Origin of the sequence: Haloarchaeobius amylolyticus (assembly GCF_026616195.1) — an archaeon.
Taxonomy (GTDB): Archaea; Halobacteriota; Halobacteria; order Halobacteriales; family Natrialbaceae; genus Haloarchaeobius; species Haloarchaeobius amylolyticus.
On record NZ_JANHDH010000003.1, the window covers coordinates 328502 to 346533 of the forward strand.

Annotated in this window: 16 protein-coding genes; 5 read left to right on the forward strand and 11 right to left on the reverse strand. The window is 67.6% G+C overall.

What is annotated here, in order from left to right:
* Positions 1-267 precede the first annotated feature (267 nt).
* From NOV86_RS19195 to NOV86_RS19205, 3 genes are all read right to left on the reverse strand, one after another.
* The gene (locus NOV86_RS19195; protein WP_267643424.1) at positions 268-1284 is read right to left on the reverse strand and encodes an alpha-ketoacid dehydrogenase subunit beta; all 1017 of its coding nucleotides are present in this window, start codon (positions 1282-1284) and stop codon (positions 268-270) included.
* 2 nt (positions 1285-1286) lie between these two features.
* Positions 1287-2444, reverse strand: a complete 1158-nt coding sequence (gene pdhA / locus NOV86_RS19200) for a pyruvate dehydrogenase (acetyl-transferring) E1 component subunit alpha (protein WP_267643425.1) — start codon at positions 2442-2444, stop codon at positions 1287-1289.
* A gap of 156 nt (positions 2445-2600) precedes the next feature.
* Positions 2601-2795 (reverse strand): hypothetical protein, encoded by a 195-nt coding sequence (locus NOV86_RS19205; RefSeq protein WP_267643426.1) that lies wholly within the window; start codon positions 2793-2795, stop codon positions 2601-2603.
* A gap of 328 nt (positions 2796-3123) precedes the next feature.
* Here NOV86_RS19205 and NOV86_RS19210 point away from each other — a divergent pair, with 328 nt between their 5' ends.
* Together NOV86_RS19210 and NOV86_RS19215 are read left to right on the forward strand one after the other, a co-directional pair.
* On the forward strand, positions 3124-4812 hold the full coding sequence (locus NOV86_RS19210; RefSeq protein WP_267643427.1) for a thiamine pyrophosphate-binding protein: 1689 nt from the start codon (positions 3124-3126) through the stop codon (positions 4810-4812).
* Between the two features lie 81 nt (positions 4813-4893).
* Positions 4894-5868, forward strand: a complete 975-nt coding sequence (locus NOV86_RS19215; protein WP_267643428.1) for an NAD-dependent epimerase/dehydratase family protein — start codon at positions 4894-4896, stop codon at positions 5866-5868.
* A gap of 21 nt (positions 5869-5889) precedes the next feature.
* On the opposite strand, the gene NOV86_RS19220 is transcribed toward NOV86_RS19215, so the two are convergent.
* The 4 genes from NOV86_RS19220 to NOV86_RS19235 all read right to left on the reverse strand — a co-directional run bounded on the left by NOV86_RS19220 (position 5890) and on the right by NOV86_RS19235 (position 8446).
* Complete coding sequence (locus tag NOV86_RS19220) at positions 5890-6501, reverse strand: HD domain-containing protein (RefSeq protein WP_267643429.1); 612 nt, start codon at positions 6499-6501, stop codon at positions 5890-5892.
* On the reverse strand, positions 6491-7225 hold the full coding sequence (locus tag NOV86_RS19225) for an EthD domain-containing protein (RefSeq protein WP_267643430.1): 735 nt from the start codon (positions 7223-7225) through the stop codon (positions 6491-6493). Before NOV86_RS19225 ends, NOV86_RS19220 begins: the two co-directional genes overlap by 11 nt.
* A gap of 103 nt (positions 7226-7328) precedes the next feature.
* Positions 7329-8114, reverse strand: coding sequence for an IclR family transcriptional regulator (locus NOV86_RS19230; protein WP_267643431.1), 786 nt, complete (start codon positions 8112-8114; stop codon positions 7329-7331).
* A 68-nt stretch (positions 8115-8182) separates the two neighbouring features.
* Complete coding sequence (locus tag NOV86_RS19235; protein WP_267643432.1) at positions 8183-8446, reverse strand: winged helix DNA-binding protein; 264 nt, start codon at positions 8444-8446, stop codon at positions 8183-8185.
* A 756-nt stretch (positions 8447-9202) separates the two neighbouring features.
* On the opposite strand from NOV86_RS19235, the gene NOV86_RS19240 reads away from it, so the two are divergent.
* Entirely contained in the window at positions 9203-9652 is a 450-nt protein-coding gene (locus NOV86_RS19240; protein WP_267643433.1) for a universal stress protein, read from the forward strand.
* A gap of 35 nt (positions 9653-9687) precedes the next feature.
* On the opposite strand, the gene NOV86_RS19245 is transcribed toward NOV86_RS19240, so the two are convergent.
* The 4 genes from NOV86_RS19245 to NOV86_RS19260 form a co-directional block, all read right to left on the reverse strand.
* Positions 9688-10716, reverse strand: coding sequence for a lysylphosphatidylglycerol synthase transmembrane domain-containing protein (locus tag NOV86_RS19245; RefSeq protein ID WP_267643434.1), 1029 nt, complete (start codon positions 10714-10716; stop codon positions 9688-9690).
* Positions 10717-10779: 63 nt separating this feature from the next.
* Positions 10780-12135, reverse strand: a complete 1356-nt coding sequence (locus tag NOV86_RS19250) for a sodium/calcium exchanger protein (RefSeq protein ID WP_267643436.1) — start codon at positions 12133-12135, stop codon at positions 10780-10782.
* A gap of 212 nt (positions 12136-12347) precedes the next feature.
* Positions 12348-12533, reverse strand: a complete 186-nt coding sequence (locus NOV86_RS19255; RefSeq protein WP_267643438.1) for an HVO_2922 family protein — start codon at positions 12531-12533, stop codon at positions 12348-12350.
* 52 nt (positions 12534-12585) lie between these two features.
* Positions 12586-13050 carry a nucleoside deaminase gene (locus NOV86_RS19260; RefSeq protein WP_267643440.1) on the reverse strand — a complete coding sequence of 155 codons (465 nt, stop codon included), beginning with the start codon at positions 13048-13050 and terminating at the stop codon, positions 12586-12588.
* 90 nt (positions 13051-13140) lie between these two features.
* On the opposite strand from NOV86_RS19260, the gene NOV86_RS19265 reads away from it, so the two are divergent.
* Positions 13141-14664, forward strand: coding sequence for an NADH-ubiquinone oxidoreductase-F iron-sulfur binding region domain-containing protein (locus NOV86_RS19265; RefSeq protein ID WP_267643441.1), 1524 nt, complete (start codon positions 13141-13143; stop codon positions 14662-14664).
* A complete protein-coding gene (gene fdhF, locus NOV86_RS19270) occupies positions 14661-18026 on the forward strand; it encodes a formate dehydrogenase subunit alpha (RefSeq protein WP_267643442.1) in 3366 nt (1121 codons plus the stop codon). Before NOV86_RS19265 ends, fdhF begins: the two co-directional genes overlap by 4 nt.
* Positions 18027-18032: the final 6 nt, after the last annotated feature.

Below are 18032 nucleotides of genomic sequence, written 5' to 3' on the forward strand. Positions count from 1 at the left end.
CAGTAACCGATCTGGGCTCGACCGAATCGGGATACGTGGCAAACGGCCTCAAATCGGCTTCTATCGCCAGTCGATAGGATATTCGTCGTCACCCCCTGGCGATTCGAAGAAACAAGGACCCCCTGACATCGGTGGTCGATAGACGTGCCCATAATAATCAATACAATTCGTCGATGCCACTCTCGCAACGACTATCAGAATAATATCATCACCGAGGAACCACGACCGAACCAGAACCGCCGCAGCCAGACAGCGACGTCACCAGCCTCAGAACTCGACGGCCTCGAGGATACCCTCCTTGATGCTGAGTGCCTGCGGGAGGTAGTAGTCCTCCAGCGCGTGCAGGGGCATCGGCGCGTCCATGCCGGAGATGCGCTTGACCGGCGCCTCCTGGTAGAGCAGCGCCTCCTCCTGGATGATGGAGGTGATCTCCGCGCCGACCCCGCCGGTCTTCGGGGCCTCGTGGACGACCGCGGCGCGGCCCGTCTTCTTGAACGACTCCGCGATGGTGTCGATGTCGAGCGGGGAGAGCGTCCGCAGGTCGACGACCTCGACCTCGATGCCGTCCTCGGAGAGTTCCTCCGCGGCGACCATCGTCGGTCGGGTCATCGCGCCCCAGGTGTACACCGAGATGTCCGACCCCTCGCGGCGGACCGCGGCCTCGCCGAGGGACACCTCGTAGTCGCCCGTGGGCACGTCCTGCCGGAAGGCGCGGTAGATGAGCTTCGGCTCGAGGAAGATGACCGGGTCGGGGTCGCGGATAGAGGCCAGCAGCAGGCCCTTCGCGTCGTAGGGCGTGCTCGGCGTGACGACCTTCAGCCCGGGCTCGTGGACGAAGAACGCCTCCTTGGACTCGGAGTGGTGCTCCGGGGCGCGGATGCCGCCGCCGTAGGGTGCGCGAACCACCATCTGGCAGTTGTGCTTGCCCTCGGTCCGGCTCCGGATGCGCGAGGCGTGACTGACCAGCTGGTCGAACGCGGGGTACATGAACCCCATGAACTGCATCTCGGCCACCGGCTTCATCCCGCTCAGGGCGAGCCCGATACCGGAACCGACGATGCCGGACTCGGCCAGCGGCGTGTCGACCACGCGCTCCTCGCCGAACTCCTCGTACAGCCCCTCGGTCGCACGGAACACGCCCCCGTTCTTGCCGACGTCCTCGCCGAGGACCATCACCTTCTCGTCGCGCGCCATCTCGTGGTGGAGCGCGTCGCGGACGCCCTCGACCAGGGTCATCGACTCGGTCTCCTGTGCGGACTCGTCGGAGTGGGTGGCCTGACTCATGCTCACTCACCCATCTCCACGAGCGCGTCGTCGCCGTACTTCTCGCGCAACTCGTTCAGCTCCTCCAGCTGTTGCTCCAGCTGTGGCGTCTTCTCCTCGTAGACGTGGTCGACGATGTCCTCCGGGTCGGAGGAGGTCTGCGTGGCGCGCTGGATCGCCTCCTGGATCTCCGCCTCGATGTCCTCGTCTATCTCGGCCGCCAGCTCGTCGTCGAGGATATCCTCGCGACGCAGGTAGCCCTCCAGCCGGTCGACGGGGTCCCAGTCGCGCCAGCGCTCGGCCTCGTCGCCGTCGCGGTAGACGCTCGGGTCGTCGGCCGTCGTATGTGCGCCGTAGCGGTACTGGACGGACTCGATGAGCGTCGGCCGGGACTCGTCGGGGCCGGGGTTCTTCGCCTTCAGGATGGCCTCGCGGGTCACCTGGTAGACGGCCAGCGGGTCCATCCCATCTACTCGGACGCCCTCGATGCCGTACCCGTCGGCCTTCTGGGCGATGGTCTCGCTGGCGGTCTGCTTCTCGCGCGGGACCGAGATGGCCCACTGGTTGTTGTTACAGACGAACACCGCGGGGGCGTCGAAGACGCCCGCGAAGTTCAGGCCCTCGTGGAAGTCCCCCTCCGAGGTCGCACCGTCGCCGAAGTGACACAGGCAGGCACGGTCGGTCTCGCCCTGGAGCTGGTAGCCCCACGCCATGCCCATGGCCTGCGGGATCTGCGTGGCGATGGGGATGTACTCCGGGAGCACGTTCACGTCATCCGGAATCGAGTACCCTTCGCGGTGGCCCTGCAGGGGCGAGAGCAGGGAGTACAGCTCCATCCCGTGGACGTACTTCGCGGCGTGGTCGCGGTACGTCGGGAACAGCCAGTCCTGCTCGTCCAAGGCATAGCTCGTCGCCACCTGCGAGCCCTCCTGGCCCGTCATCGGCGCGTAGGTCGCGATGCGACCCTGCCGCTGGAAACTGATGGCGCGCTGGTCGTAGCGGCGCGCGAGCTTGATGTCGCGGTACATCGAGAGGAGTTCCTCCTCGGAGAGGTCGGGGACCTCCGCGTTGGGGAGGACGCGACCCTCCGCGTCGAGTACCTGGACGAGTTCGTCGTCGTCGGATTGCTGTGCTATCGGGTGTTGCTGCGTTTCGGATTCGGCTTCGTGTTGGGTGCTCATGGTGCTCTGTCGCTGTCGCTGTCTGGGGTGTCGGTCGCAGTGCTGTACTCCCCGCTGGCGGGCGGACGGATGGCCGACCACACCGGCCATCGCGGCGGCTCTGGGTGGGTAGCTGGGCTCATCGGTCCCGGTGTCCCCTGGGGCGTAGGTCCCGCGTCACGGTCGGTACGTGACACTTCCTGAGGACGACCCGCCGACAGTGGGCAGGTCGTCGGTGGTCTCACGGACCGAACGGGAACGGGCGCTGACCGCCAGTTTCGGTGTAAAGCAGTCGAACACGCCAAAATTGGCACCCAGGCGGCTGCGTGTCTGGATGGCGTCGCGGACTGCTTCGGTACTGGCGGTTGCCATACACGAATAAACACGAGGGCAAGTGATAATAGTTGTGTGACTGCCGTTCCCAAACCGCTAGGGAGGTCGGAACAGGGGCTATGGACGGTCGAACCGCGGTTCGACGGTGGCTCGGGACGGCGCTCTATCCCCTTCGATAACCGGTATCGCTTGGATGCACCGGTAGAACAAAGACACGTCCCGCGGAAGGAGCGAGTACTACCGCGCACACGGGCGGGTCCAGCACGACGGAGCAGTCGAGGCCATGCGACGCGACAGTGGCGCTCACTGTGCAGCGCTGCGGCCGACCGCGACCCCACGTGTGCCGGCATCGAGCACACCCCTACACATGACTACGGTAAGCACCCAGATCGTTCGGACCCTTGAGGACATGGACGTCGAGTACCTGTTCGGCTACCCCGGTGGCCGGGCAATCGAGCTACTGGAGGAACTCGCCCACTCGGACATCGAGGTCGTCCGCCCGCGCGACGAGCGCGAGGCGAGCGTCATGGCCGAGATGTACGGCCGCTACCACCAGCAGCCCGGTGTCCTCACCGGCCAGGGCCCGTGGATCGGCAGCCTCGGCGCCATCGGCCAGATGGAGGCGCGGCTCGGCTCCTCGCCCATGGTCGCCATCACCGAGGCCTCCGAGCGTGGCGACTACTCCACACTCGCCCCCTACCAGCAGGCCCGGGGCGACTACGGCGGCTTCTCCCTCCCGAAGATCCTCGACGGCATCACCAAGGAGTGGTGGTTCCCGCGCACCGCGAACGAGACACTTCGCAGCCTCCAGCTCTCGTTCAAGCACGCCACTGCGGGCCGCCCAGGGCCGACCGCGGTCATCCTCGACGGCGACGCCGTCACCAGCGAGGTCCCCGAGGGCGACGTGCCCCCGGTCTGGTCGCCGGACCGCCAGACGAAGAACTGGGAGTCGAGTCCGACCGACCGTGACGTTGCGGCCGCCGCCGAGGCGCTCTCCAACGCGGAGCGACCCGTCATCGTCGCCGGGAACGGGGTCCACGTCTCGCAATGCTACGACGAACTGCAGGCCGTCGCGGAGGCCTACGACGCGGTCGTCGCCACCTCCTACCTCGGGAAGTCCACGATTCCGGAGACCCACGAGCGTGCCGCCGGCGTCATCGGCTCGTTCGGCCACGAGGGCGCGAACCAGGTCGTCTCCGAGGCCGATACCCTCCTCGTCGTCGGCTGCCGGATGAACCCGATGGACACCAACTGGCAGGCGGAATCCTTCATCCGCCCCGACGAGCAGACCATCGTCCACGCCGACATCGACACCCGCAACGCCGGCTGGGTCTACCCCGCCGACGTGGGTCTCATCGGCGACGCCGGGGAGTCGCTGGCCGCACTGGTGACGGCCGGTGCCGGCGAGAACGGCTGGGCGCTGGACCGTGCTGCCGAGGCACGCGAGGACTTCCACGTGCCCGAGTGCGACTCGGACCAGTCGCCCATCCTCCCCCAGCGCGCCGTGCAGGCCATCTCCGACGTGGTCGACGAGGACACCATCGTCACCGCCGACTCGGGGAACAACCGCTTCTGGTTGCTGAACTACCTCCAGACCCCGGCGGTCCGGACCTACTTCGGCTCCGGCGGCGTCGGCGGCATGGGCTGGGCGACCCCGGCCGCCGTCTCCGCGGCCATCACGACCGACAAGGACGTCATCGGGGTGGCGGGCGACGGCGGATTCACCATGACGATGACCTCGGTCGAGACCGCGGTCGAGTACGGCGTCGCGCCGACGTTCGTCGTGCTCAACGACACGTCTCTGGGCATGGTCCGCCAGATGGACGACTCCATCCCCGGCGTGGAGTTCCACGACACCGACTTCGCCACCGTCGTCGAGGGCTTCGGCGCAGAGGGCATCCGCGTGACCGACCCGGCCGACCTCGACGACCGGCTCGCCGAAGCGAAGGCGTCGGACGTACCGACCGTCCTCGACGTGCGTATCGACCGCGAACCCGACATGGTCGAGACGCTGCAGTCCTCCTTCTACGCCGAGGTCGGCGGTCTGCACGAGTAGCGCTGCCGGGGCGCTCTCCGATAACTGCAGGAACCGCAGGCAGCACAACGCTTTTGCCGAAATCGCGCGTCGTACGAGAAGATGGCAGACACCGAGACGGTACTCGTTACCGGTGGCACCGGCTTCATCGGCTCGTACGTATCGAAGGAGTTCGTCGACCACGGCCACGACGTGGTCGCCTACGACCTCTCGACCGACGACCGCATCCTGTCGAAGCTCGACATCGCGGACGACGTCGAGATCCGCCGGGGGGACGTGACCGACCCGACCGACGTGGTCAACGCGGTCGCCGAGACTGGCGCGAGCCGTATCGTCCACCTCGCCGCACTGCTCACGAACACGGCCGAATCCAACCCACGCGCCGCCCTGAAGGTCAACGTCGAGGGGACGAGCAACATCTTCGAGGCCGCGCGCACCCTCGACGACCAGGTCGAGCGCGTCGCCTGGGCGTCCTCCGCCGCGGTCTACGCCCCACCCTCGAACTACGACGACGGCTCCGACTGGTGGGTCACCGAGGACGACCTCGTCTACGCCGACACGCTCTACGGCGCGACCAAGGAGTACAACGAACACCAGGCGCGGGTGTACAACGAGGAGTACGGCGTCGACCACGTGGCCATCCGTCCCACGGTCGCCTACGGCCCCTACCGCGAGACGGGCGGGAGCGCGTTCCTCGCGAACATCGTCGAGAAGCCCGCGCTCGGGGAGTCCTTCTCGGTGGAGTACGGCGACCAGGAGATCGACTGGCAGCACGTCGAGGACATCGCCCAGGCGTTCCGCCTCGCGGCCTTCACGCCCGAGGACGACCTCTCCCAGCGTATCTACAACGTGCGCGGCGAACTCGCGACCATCCGCGAGGCTGCCGAGACCGTCGAGAGCATCGTCCCGGACGCCGACCTCACGGTCTCCGACGAGGGTGAACTCCCCTGGACCCAGCGCCTCGACATGACCGCGTTCCAGGAGGACACCGGGTACGAGGTGCAGTACGACCTCGAATCCGGCTTCCGCAAGTACATCGACGTGCTACGCGAGGAGAACGGCCTCGAACCGCTCTAGGCGGCCGAAAAGAGGTTTCTGCTAGTTCTGCGTCTGGCTGTACTCGTCCACCCACTCCTTGAGCGTGATGCCCATCGCGGACTGGGTGATGGCGTTCGAGGAGGCCGAGTTCGCGCTCTTGACCAGCTCGGCCTCGAGCGTTCTGGTCGGGACCTCGCCGAGGAAGTGCGGAATCGCGCGCTGGACGTCCAGCGGAACGCCGACCTCGTGGGCGAGCGCGTAGCCGGAGATCGAGTGGGGAATCTCCTCGCTGGCGTAGTGCTCGCGGTCGGGCTCTCCGAGGAGTTCGGCGTCGACGAAGTCCACGTACTCGTAGCACTTGCCCACGTCGTGGAGCAGGCAGGCCGCGACGATGGTGTCGATGTCGGGGTCCGCGCCGTGGAAGTCGCGCTGGACCTCGGCGGACTCCAGGGCGATCTTCGTGACGCCGCGGACGTGCTCGACGTTGGTCACCTCGTGGATGTTCCAGGCGTAGGGGATGTCCGCGATGTCCTGCCAGCCGCCGCGTTCGAGCCCGAGACACCACGCCTCGACGACCTGCTCGCGCAACTCGTCGCTCTCGATGCGCTCGAGTTCCGGGTAGGCCTCCCGGACCTGCGTCTCGTACTCCGACCGGGTGGTGTCAGTAGCCATCGTGGTCGGCGATCTCGTTCTTCCAGAGGGTCTCCTGCCCGATGAACCGCGGGCGCTCGTTCACGGCGAGGAAGTTGTTCACGTCCTCGCGGGCCTTGGCGGCGACCTCGCGCGTCGGGTCGTAGTCACGCGACCCCTCGCTGCCGAGCGCCTCGTGCAGGTCGTCCAGCGTCTCGAAGTAGAGTTCGGCCACCCCGTCGAACTCGGCGTTCTCCGGGTCCGTCGGATAGACGGTCTGGTAGCGGACGACGCCCTCGATGTCCTTCGCCAGCGGCGAGTGGTTGTTCTCCCAGTAGTCTCGGAACTCCTCGTGGGTCATCCCATCCTTTCGGACGAGGAAGGCCGAGTGCTTGTACAGGCCCTCCGTGTCGCCGTCGACCTCGTCCTTCCAGACCTTCTCCTCGCCGATGAAGCGGGGACGCTCGTCGACCGCGAGGAAGTTGTTCACGTCCTCGCGGGCCTTGGCGGCGACCTCGCGCGTCGGGTCGTAGTCACGCGACCCCTCGCTGCCCAGGGCCTCGTGCAGGTCGTCCAGTGTCTCGAAGTACAGCTCCGCGATTCCGTCGAACTCGGCGTTCTCCGGGTCCGTCGGGTACACCGTCTGGTAGCGAACGACGCCCTCGATGTCCTTCGCCAGCGGCGAGTGCTCGTTTCGCCAGTAGTCCATGAACTCCTCGTGCGTCAGGTCGTCCTGGCGGACGAGCAGGGCAACGTGCTTGTACATACGGGCATGATTTCGACGACCGGCGGCATAAATCATCTGGAACTCACAAGATGGCGTCGCTGCATCGTCGTTCCAGTCAGCAGGTGGGGCCCGGCCGCGTCCCTCACTCGGATTCCGAGTAGCGGAGCCTGATGTGGATCTCGTCGAGGGCGGCCAGTAGCTTGTCCGGCAGTTCCTCCTTCAGCAGGTCCCCCTTGACCCGGTTCGCCGGCCCCGAGATGCTGATGGCGCCGATGGGGTAGCCGTCCTCGTCGCGGATCGGGGCGCCGATGGCGTTCAGGCCGGTGATGGACTCGCCGATGTTGAACGCGTAGCCGCGGTCGCGGATGGTCGCCAGTTCCTCGCGCAGGTCCTCGGGCGTGGTGATGGTATTCTCCGTGGTCTCGGAGAGGCCACGCCGGTCGAGGATGGCCTCGAGTTCGTCCTCGGGAAGGGACGCGAGGATGGCCTTCCCGGCGGCGAGCTGGTGGAGGTTCCGGCGCTGGCCGACCTTCGCGGACGTCTCCAGCGGGTTCTCCCCGTGGGCCTTGTACAGGTGGACGCTGAAGTCGCCCTCCTTGGCGATGAGCCAGACCTTCTCGCCGGTCTCCTCGGCGAGCCGGTCGACGTACTCCCGGCCGACCTCGAAGAACCCGACGTGTTCGCGGGCGCGGTGCCCGAAGTCCAGGAAGCGCAGGCCGAGCGAGAAGGTGCCTCGTTCCTCGTCGCGGACGACGAGGTCGTTCGCCTCCAGCGTCAGCAGGTGCCGGTGGATGGTACTGCGCGCGATGTCGAGGTTCTCGGTCAGGTCGGCGAGCGTCTGACCGGGGCGCTCCTTGAGCGACTCGAGGATACGGATAGAGGATTCGGTCGTCGTGACCGTTCGGTTCGGCCGGTCGTCCGGTTCCATACCGGACCCAACGGCGTGTGGTGGTTTAGTCTTCCCGGCACCGCCCGCGACGGCAGAGAGCCGCCGGATCAGTCGAGGTCGAGCGAGTAGAGTCGCTTCCGTGCGTCCCGGAAGCAGTGGCGAGATTCGAGATGACCGTCCTGTTCGAGGGTGTTGACCGCGTACCGGACCGTCCGGACCGGCAAGAGCGTCTCTTCGACGAGCCGCTGTTGACTGAGCTCCCCCTCCACGTCGAGTACCTTCGCGACGAACTTGACGCTCGGCGGGTACTCTGCGAGTGCTTCTGCTGCCCGTTCCCAGGGCTGGGCGTTCCGCTGTGCATTACAGGGCATCGCTGCTGTACGCTATGTACCGGGTAATCAATAATAACTGTTCCGGGCAGACAGGTCGTCTGTCCCGCTGCCGTGTGCTGGTTCTCCGGTCTGGCGAGCCGGATACCGGACCGGAATTGTCCAAGCTCCTTGGATAGTGACGAACGTTGGGAGAAGCGTATATTCTCGGGCGTTACTTCAAAAATGAATCCGATGAGCCGCCATCTGAAGAGCTCCGGCGGGACAATCAGTCCAAGACCTGATACGATTTGTCGCCTTCGCGGCTGGAACCGGGTACAGGCCCAGAGGCAGATGGTTTCTATTCATCGACTTTCACCTCGATAATTCGACGTGAGAGAGCCATAACGACCATCCACGGTCAATCCAATCTGCTTGGACACACTCGAATTCCCGGGGTGTTTGTGACGCCGTAGCGCGTGCTGTTACACACATATTGGCGTAACACACCGCGGCATAGGCTCACATTCCTCGGGTTCTATCCCGTCGTCGAGGTGGAAGCCGGCCAGTAATAAACTATGTACTAATTTCCTGAAAACCATTTCTAGAGGACCCCTACTCTTTCACCCGCCACTCATCGAGAGTCTGTATATTAGAAGTGTCTGAAGAAAGTATGTAAAACGTAATAACAGTTTATATTACCGAGTTCTACGTGAGGGTGGTGGACCAGCAGCCCCGGCCGGGTCGACAGTGCGACGGCGTGTCACCGCCCGCAATCATCAGGCCCCGGTTTAACTTCTCGCTCGCCGAAGTTCGAGTATGAGACTCCTCGTCGCCATGGATGGGTCAGACGCTGCAGAGAACGCACTCACCTACGCCGCGGACATCTGCGACGCGACGGGCGGCTCCATCACCGTCGTGCACGCGGTGAACCCGGCGGTGTACGACACCGGTGGAAGCGCGCCGATATCGACGCTCTCGGACGCGGACCGACGCCTCGTCGTCGAGCGGATCGAAGACGCCGAGCACCGGGGCGAACAGCACCTCTCGCGGGCGACCGAGCTCGCAGGCGACCTCGGCGTCAGCGTCGAGACGGAACTGCTGTACGGCGACCCAGTCCACGTCATCACCGACTACGCCGAGGACGCCGACTTCGACACCATCGTGGTCGGCCACCGGGGGCGCTCCGGGCGCGCGGATTCGATGCTCGGGAGCGTCGCGAAGCAGATCGTCGAGCGCGCGACCGTCCCGGTCACGGTCGTCCGCTGAAGCCGGTCTATACCAGCCTTCTGGAACGGGGCCCCTCAATCGTCCTGTGGGCCCGACCCCACTCCGATCACGGCCGTCGCCCCTGCGCCGACCGTGGTCGTCAGCATGTAGCCGCCGACGCTGTGTATCGTCACCGCGGCAGCCACGGTGGGCGCCGAGACCCCGGTCACGAGCGTCACCAGGGCGATGCTGATTGTCTCGACACCACCGAGTCCACCCGGCGTCGGGACGATGCTGCCGAACGCGCTGAGTGGCACGACGAACAGCGGGACGTAGAGCGGAATCGGCGCGTCGAGGGCGAGGAACGCCACCCACATGCCGGTGGCCTGCAGGCCCCACCCGAGCGCCGAGAAACAGAGCGCGGCGACCAGCCGTCGCCTGTCGCCTGCGACGCGAGCGACCGCGTCGCCGAACCCGCGGATGCGGCCGATGACCGCGTCACTGTCGGGGACGCTGACCCGGGGAATCCGGCTGGCGACAGTCCTGACGCCGGCCGCGACGGTCGCCAGCAGCCTGGCCTCGTTGTCCCGGCCGTACTGCCACACGAGAGAGGCACCGACGACCGCGGCGGCGACCAGTAACGCGAGGGTCGACAGCGCGTCGAAGTCGACCACCCCGGGGACCGTGAACAGGTAGTAGAACCCTCCGACGACCGCCAGCGTGAGCGATGGCACGACGTTGATGGCATCGAAACTGGCGACCGCGGCGAGGCTGACCTCGTAGTCGGTCCCGGTCCGGCGGGTCACGAGCCAGGCGGTCACGGGTTCGCCGCCGGCCTGCCCGAAGGGCGTGACGTGGTTCGCGAACGCTCCGGCGGCGTTGATGACGACGGCGGTCGGCAGGCGGGTGTCGGTCCCGACGGCGCCGAGCACCTGCCAGAAGACGACCCCCCACGAGAGGTTCCAGCAGAGGATCGCTGCCGCGACGAGCCCGATGAGTCCGAGGTCGGCCCTGCTCGCGGCTGCCACGACGGCCCTCGCGTCCAGCAGCCAGAACATGACCGCGAAGACGACTCCGGCCGCGACGAAACCGACCAGTGTGTGCCGCAGTTGACTCGAGGCCACGTCTCGAATGGCGTGGCCCGGGTGGATGAACGCACCGACTCTGTGTGCGGTTCGGGCTGCGGTTCAGTCCGCGCTCTGTGGTTGGCCACCCGACGAGATCGCGCCGGAGACCGTATCGCTGACGTCACCCACCAGCCTCGCGACCGCGTCCCGGCGCGCGACGAACAGTGCCGTCCCGAGCACGACGTAGAGGCCCGTGAACATGAGCAACAGCTCGTAGCTCGACACCGGAAGCTCGATGATTCCTCGGATGGCGAGGAACTCGGCCCCGACCTGCGAGGCGAAGAGGACGAACAGGACACACGCCTCGCGGACCGAGATGCGGAAGTCCACGATGAGCGCGATGGCGAAGAACGACTGGGCCGCGGTCAGCCAGATCTCCGCGGCCTGCTTCTGGTCGAACATCAGCGCGCCGTACTGCCCGAGTGCGATGGAGTGGACCACGGCGAGCGTCCCGATGAGCAGCGTCCACTGGTTCAGTTTCGAGGAGACGAGCGCGTTGAACCCAGCCGTCGACCGCGACTTCAGGACCAGCAACGTGACGATAACGAGCTCCGGCGACTCGGACGCTAGCGGCGCGATCCACTGGATCATGAAGAACGAGGGGATGCCGACGGAGGTCCCGAGTTTCTCGAGGCCGTGGGCGAAGGGTTCGACCGCGACGAAGATGAGCAGGCCCGAGTAGGCGAACAGCGCCAGCACGGTGAGCGCCCGGTACGGGTTCGGGACCTGCTGGAGGGCAGCAGGCACGCCGACGTGTTCCTCGCCGGCCTCGTCCACGTCACCCCTTATGATGACGAGAAGGTACAGAACGTAGAGCCCGACGAGGACGACCACGTCGAGGATGTCGATACCGCCACCCAGGGGGACCGCGAACGCCCAGGCGGTCGCCGCGAGCAGGAACGCGATCTCGACGGCGATGTCCCGGTCGAGGGTCACCACGTCCGCGAGGAAGCCACGCTGCTTCTTGACCGCGGTGTCGGCCGCCGCGCCGGCCCGGAGGATGGTGAACAGGGCGATGCCGGCCCAGCCGACGCCGATGAGGATGCGGTTCGCGCCGGTCATGTTCGCCACGGCGAGGTTGCCCGCTTCGATACCGCGCTCGGTGCCGGCGAACTGGCCGGCGTTCCAGGCGTACAGCGCGTCCACCGCGTACTCGGGGGCGACGGCGAGGACCGCCAGCACCGCGATGGCGAACGCCCGCGGGACGTCCTTCTCGGCGGTCTCTGCGCCCCACGTGAGCAGGAACGATGCGCCGAGGATGCCGATACCACTGATCGCCACCGTGGTCAGTGTCGAGAAGCCGTGTGCCCCGCCGACCAACCAGATGGCCAGCCACGGGAGTGTCAACCCGGTCGCCGCGACGAGTGCCCCGAGTACCTTCAGGGACACCCCGCCAGTCGTCTCGGTTCGCGTCATGTCAGATGTATCCGTGACGACGGGAGTCCCACTCAAAAACCACAAGATAAGCCCACATCGGTCGGTTTCGGCGTTCACCGGGTGTGTGCCGCTCCATTTCGCAATCGAGTGCTCGATTGCGAATCTGGAGGCGAGTACCTGTGAAACGGCCGATTTCGAGAGGTAAAGGGATAACGAGCTGTCGCGGTCGGAACAGCGAAGAACAGGCCGGGTTACTCCTCGATTATCTCCGCCTCTGGCGCGCTGCGCTTGACGCTCTCGATGCCGCGTTTCGCGCCCTGTTTGGTCGTGTACCCCTCGCCGCTGTCCGCGATGATGTTCCCGTTCGTCGCGACGAGTCGCCATCGCCACTCGGACGCGCTGTCGCGGTAGACCTCGAATACCGGTTTGGACGGCATGGTTTCGTGTTCGACAGTCGGGAAGTTAGGTGTTCGGTCCACCCTCGACCGGTCACCAGTCGAACTCGGCGTGGAGCTGTCGTCCTTCCTCGTTCAGGACCGGGCCGACGACCTCGGTGGTTCCGTCGAGAATCTCGGCCGACCGGACTGCCGGGGCGTCGGCGGTGTAGTCCGCGAGGTCGTCGCCGCCGACGCTGTAGACGACGCGCCCGAAGCCGGCGTACGCCATCCCGCCCGAGCACATCGGGCAGGGTTCGGTGCTGGTGTACATGACGGTCTCGGCGCGTTCCGCCGCGGTGAGTTCGCGCATGGCGCGCTGTGCGAGGTGCAACTCGGGGTGGCGCCGGACGTCGTCCTCCGTGAGTACCCGGTTCGACTCGCGCATCACCACCTCGTCGTCCCGGACGAGCACCGACCCGAAGGGCCGGTCGCCGCGGTCGACCGCCTCGCGGGCCAGTTCGAACGCCTCGCGCATGTGCGCCTCGTGGTCGAAGTCGTCGAAGTTCGTCGATGACACGTGCGAGGTGAGTGCCAGCGCGGCAATGAATCTACTGCCGCCCGGTGACGGGGGCGGTATTTTTCACGCCCGCCGCCGACTTGCTAACAGATGACACAGAACACGGGTGGTGCCCGGGCACCGACGCTCCGAATCGCGGGGCGCCTCTCGGACGAGCGACGGGCGGCCCTCGTCGAGACCGCGACCGAGCTGGCCGAGCGCGTCTCGGTCGTCCCGACGGGCTCGACGGGTGTCGAGGGGCTGGAGCCACTCGCGCTCGCGACCCACGAGGGGCGGACCGCGTTCCTCCCAGAAGCCACGGCCGCAGCGGTCGAGCGAGCCATCGAGGCGCTCGAAGCCGGCGGCCTCCCGACCGAGACGGCCACCGTCGTGGTCGAACACGGTGAGACGGCAGGGCTCCCGCTCCCACACACGGGGCCCCTGGCCGTGGGGACTCGCCGGGTGCTCGCCCCCTGTGGCTGGGTCGACCCCACCTCGCCGGCCGATGTGGCCCTCGTCTCACCCGAGCGCGATGCCGGGTCAGTGGCCGACGTGGGCATCCTCGGGCGCGGGCGTGGCGACGCCAGTTCGGACGATCCAGTCGCAGCGGTCTGGCAACAGGCCCGCAAGGCAGACGGCAAGCCCGTCGTGGTCGTCAACGCCCACGAGGCCGACTCGCGTCCCCGTGCCGACCGGCTGCTCCTCGAGAGCGCCCCACTGACGGTGCTCGACGGGGCGGCCGCCGTGGCCGACCACGTCGGCGCGAGCGACCTCGTGGTCTACCTGAACGAGGCTGACGAGGCCCTCCGGAGGCAGGTGCAGGAGGCAATCGAGAACGCGGCAGACGTCCTCCCTGTCGTCCCGCAGGTGGTCGTCGGGCCCGACCTGTACCGTGCCGGCGCCCCGACGACGGCCCTGGAGGCGATGGAGGGTGCGGACCGGCTCGAACCCCGGCTCCAGCCACCGCCGCCCTCGGTGTACGGACTCCACGGCCGACCGACCGTGATTCACACCCCGCGAACGGTCGCGCAGGTCCGGCAGGCCATGCGCACACCCGACGCCTTCGACCCGGACGACGCCGACCCCGGGACGCGGCTCGTGACGGCGACCGGGGACGTTGCCGCCCCCGCGACCGTCGAACTCCCGCCCGGCGGGCGCCTCGACGCGGTCCGAGAGGCCGTCGACCTGACCGGCAGGTACGAACTGGCCTGCGTCGGCGGCGTCCTCGGCGGGTTCACCCGGGAGCTGGGCGTGGCTCCGACCGCCCCGTCGCTCGCGGCCGCCTCGCTGGGGACCGACGGCGTGGTCGAACTGCTGACCGAGGACACCTGCGTCGTCGCCGTGGCCGGGGAGCGAGCCCGGTTCGCCGCCGACGAGAACAGCGGGCGCTGCGTCCCCGGGCGCGAGGGGACGGTCCAGCTCGCCGAGCTGGTCAGGGACGTCTACGACGGCGAGTACGACCCCGAGAAGATACGCGAACTCGGCCGGGTGATGCGGCGGTCCGCGAACTGCCAACTGGGGAGTCACGCGCCCAGACCCGTCGTCACCGCGATGGACGAGTTCGCCCCCGCGTTCCGGGCTCACACCGAGGGCCACTGCCCGGCCGGCACCTGCACCACGAGGCTACGACGATGAGCACAGACGATTCCACCGACGACGAGCCAGTCCCCCGCGTCCCCGACGTGGCGAATCACCAGAACGAGACGCCGGTCACCGAGACGTTCGAGACGGGGACGGCCAACGACCCGCCGGTCGGTACGGCGGGCGACGAGGCGACCACCCTGACCGTCGAGGGAACCGAAGTCACGGTCCCACCGGGGTCGACGATTCTCGACGCGCTGGGGCAGGTCGACGACGAGACCGTCACGGTCGCGGGCGGCTGTGACGGCCTCACCCAGGGCGGGACCGGCCTCGACGCCGGGACCGACGTGGCGGCCCTGTGCTACTACGACCGCGACAGCGAGGCCAGCGAGGACGTGGGGCCGCGGAGCGAGTGCCGGACCTGCATGGTCGAGACGGCGGAACACGGGCTGGTCCCGGCCTGCTCGTTCCCCGCCGAGAACGGGCTGACGGTCAGGGTCGACGACCCGGACGCCACGGAGGCCCGGTCGGTCAACCTCGACCTCGTGCTCTCCTCGCACAACCTGCGGTGTACGACCTGCAACGGGAACGGACGCTGCGAACTCCAGTCGACCGCCATCGAGCAGGACGTCGACCACCCGCGCTACGGCGTCTTCGACGAGCGCGACCAGTACGACCCAATCGACGACACCTCCTCGTTCATCCAGGTCGACCGGAACAAGTGCATCCTCTGCGCCCGCTGTGTCGACGCCTGCAACGACGTGCAGGTCGAGGGCGTCCTGCGCATCGAGGGCACTGGCGCCGACACCCGCATCGGCTTCCAGTCCGACGCCGAGACGATGGGGGACTCGACCTGCGTCTCCTGTGGCCACTGCGCGACCGTCTGCCCGACCGGGGCGCTGACCGAGAAGGGCATCGGTGGGGTGACCTCGCTGCCGATTCCGGGGTTCGACCAGCGAACCTCGGTCGGGCGGGTCATCGAACACGAGGCCGTGGAGACGCTGGACGACACGACCGCGCCGAACCGGCGGTTCCGGCGGCGGGGTGACGACGGGTCGCAGGCTGACGACGCGGCCGACGAACTCGACGCTGACGGCCTCTCCCGGCTCGTCGCGACGGCCCGGCGCCGGGGGCGGCACCTCGTCTCCGCCGCCGCGAAGACGGCGATGGCGACCTGCGAGCATACCGCCGAGAACATCGCGGCCAGACTGGTCCCCGAGGGGATGCTGTTCGAGTCGTCCAGGTGGCTGGCCGACGCCCGAAAGCGCCAGCTCGAGACGGCCGAGACGACCTGCGGATTCTGCTCGGTCGGTTGCCGGTTCGAGGTCGTCGGGAAGGACGACGAGGTGCTCGGCGTCGACCCGGTGTCTGACCCCTCACACGCCCCCGCGAACGACTTCTCGACCTGCGTGAAGGGCAAGTTCGGCCACGAGTTCGCCAACAGCGAGAAGCGGCTCACGGAGCCACTCGTCCGGACCGACGAGGGGGACCTCGAACCCGTGTCGTGGGACGAGGCCCTCGACTACGTCGCGAGCCGGCTCTCGAGTATCCAGGAAGAACATGGCGTGGACACGGTCGGCTGTCTCGCCTCCTCGAAGGGCAGCAACGAGGAGGCCTACCTCGTCCAGAAGTTCGCCCGGCAGGTCCTCGGGACGAAGAACATCGACAACTGCGCCCGGCTCTGTCACGCCTCGACGGTCGCCGCGCTCCAGCAGACCGTCGGCTACGGCGCGATGAGCAACCGCATCAACGAGGACGTGGGCGAGGCCGACGCGTACCTGCTCACCGGGTCGAACACGACCGAGTCCCACCCGGTGCTCGCGACCCGTATCAAGCAGAACGTCCGCGACGGGGCCGACCTCGTGGTGTTCGACCCGCGGAAGATCGGCATCGCCGAGCACGCCGACCAGTTCACCCGCGTCAGGCCGGGCTACGACACCGCCTGGATAAACGGCCTCATCCGGTACCTCTTCGAGCACGACCTGCACGACGAGGCGTTCATCGAGCGCAACACCCGGAACGTCGAGGCCGTGGTCGAGAAGGTCCAGCCCTTCACGCCCGAGAAGGTGGAGGAACTGACCGAGGTCCCGCCAGAGGAACTCGCCAGCGCGGCCGAGACGCTGGCAGCTGCCGACACCGTCGTCTTCGGCTGGGCGATGGGCATGACGCAGTCGAGTCACGGGACACAGAACGTGCTCGCGCTGGCCGACCTCGCGCTGGCCCTCGGGCAGGTCGGCAAGCGCGGCGCGGGGCTCTCGCCCTTCCGCGGCCAGAACAACGTGCAGGGCGGCGGTGGCGACATGGGCACCCTGCCGAACTGCCTGCCGGGCTACCAGGACCTCGACGACCCCGACGTGCTCGAGAAGTTCGAAACGTCGTGGGGCGAGCGCCCGCCGGACGAACCGGGGCTGAACGTCCCGCAGATGTTCGACGAGATCCACGAGGGCAACCTCCACGGGATGTACATCGTCGGCGAGAACCCGGCGCTCTCGGAGCCCGACATCCAGCACGCCGCCGACGCACTGGCGGAACTCCCCTTCCTCGTGGTGCAGGACATCTTCATGACGGAGACCGCGGAGTACGCCGACGTGGTCCTCCCGGCCGCGACCTCCCCCGAGAAGCACGGGACCTTCACCAACACCGAGCGCCGCATCCAGCGCGTCCGCCCGGTCGCGGACCCGCCGGGGCAGGCCAGACAGGATTGGGAGATAACGCAGGAACTGGCACGCCGCCTCGGCTACGACTGGGGGTACGAGCACCCACGCGAGGTGATGGCCGAGATCAACAGCCTCGTCCCCATCTACGGCGGGGTCACCTACGACCGCCTAGACTCGGGCGACCAGCACGGCCTCCAGTGGCCCTGCCCCGACGAGGACCACCCCGGCACGCCCTACCTCTACGACTACGACGAGGGGAACTTCAACTTCGACGACGGCAAGGCCCAGTTCGTCCCGGCGGACGTCCAGCGCCCCGGGGAGGAGACCGACGAGGCGTTCCCCCTCACCCTCACGACCGGGCGGGTGCTGTACCACTGGCACACCGGCCAGCTCACGCGGCGCGTCGAGGGGCTGATGAGCCACGTCGGCGAGAGCTTCGTGGAGGTCCACCCCGACACGGCGAGAGAACTCGGTATCGCGGACGAGGAGTACGTCCGGGTCGAATCTCGGCGTGGGGCCATCGTCGTGAAGGTGCAGGTCACGGAGCGGGTCGGCCCCGGGACGCTGTTCATTCCGATGCACTTCGCCGCCGGTGCGGTGAACAAGCTCACGCAGGAGGCCTTCGACCCGCAGGCCGGTATCCCCGAGTACAAGGTCTCCAGCGTCCGCGTCGAACCGCTCGGCCCGGACACCGACGAGGAGGTCCTGCGGGTTCCGGACGCCGGGAGAGGGGCGGGCCGGGAAGCGACCGACGACTGAACGCGC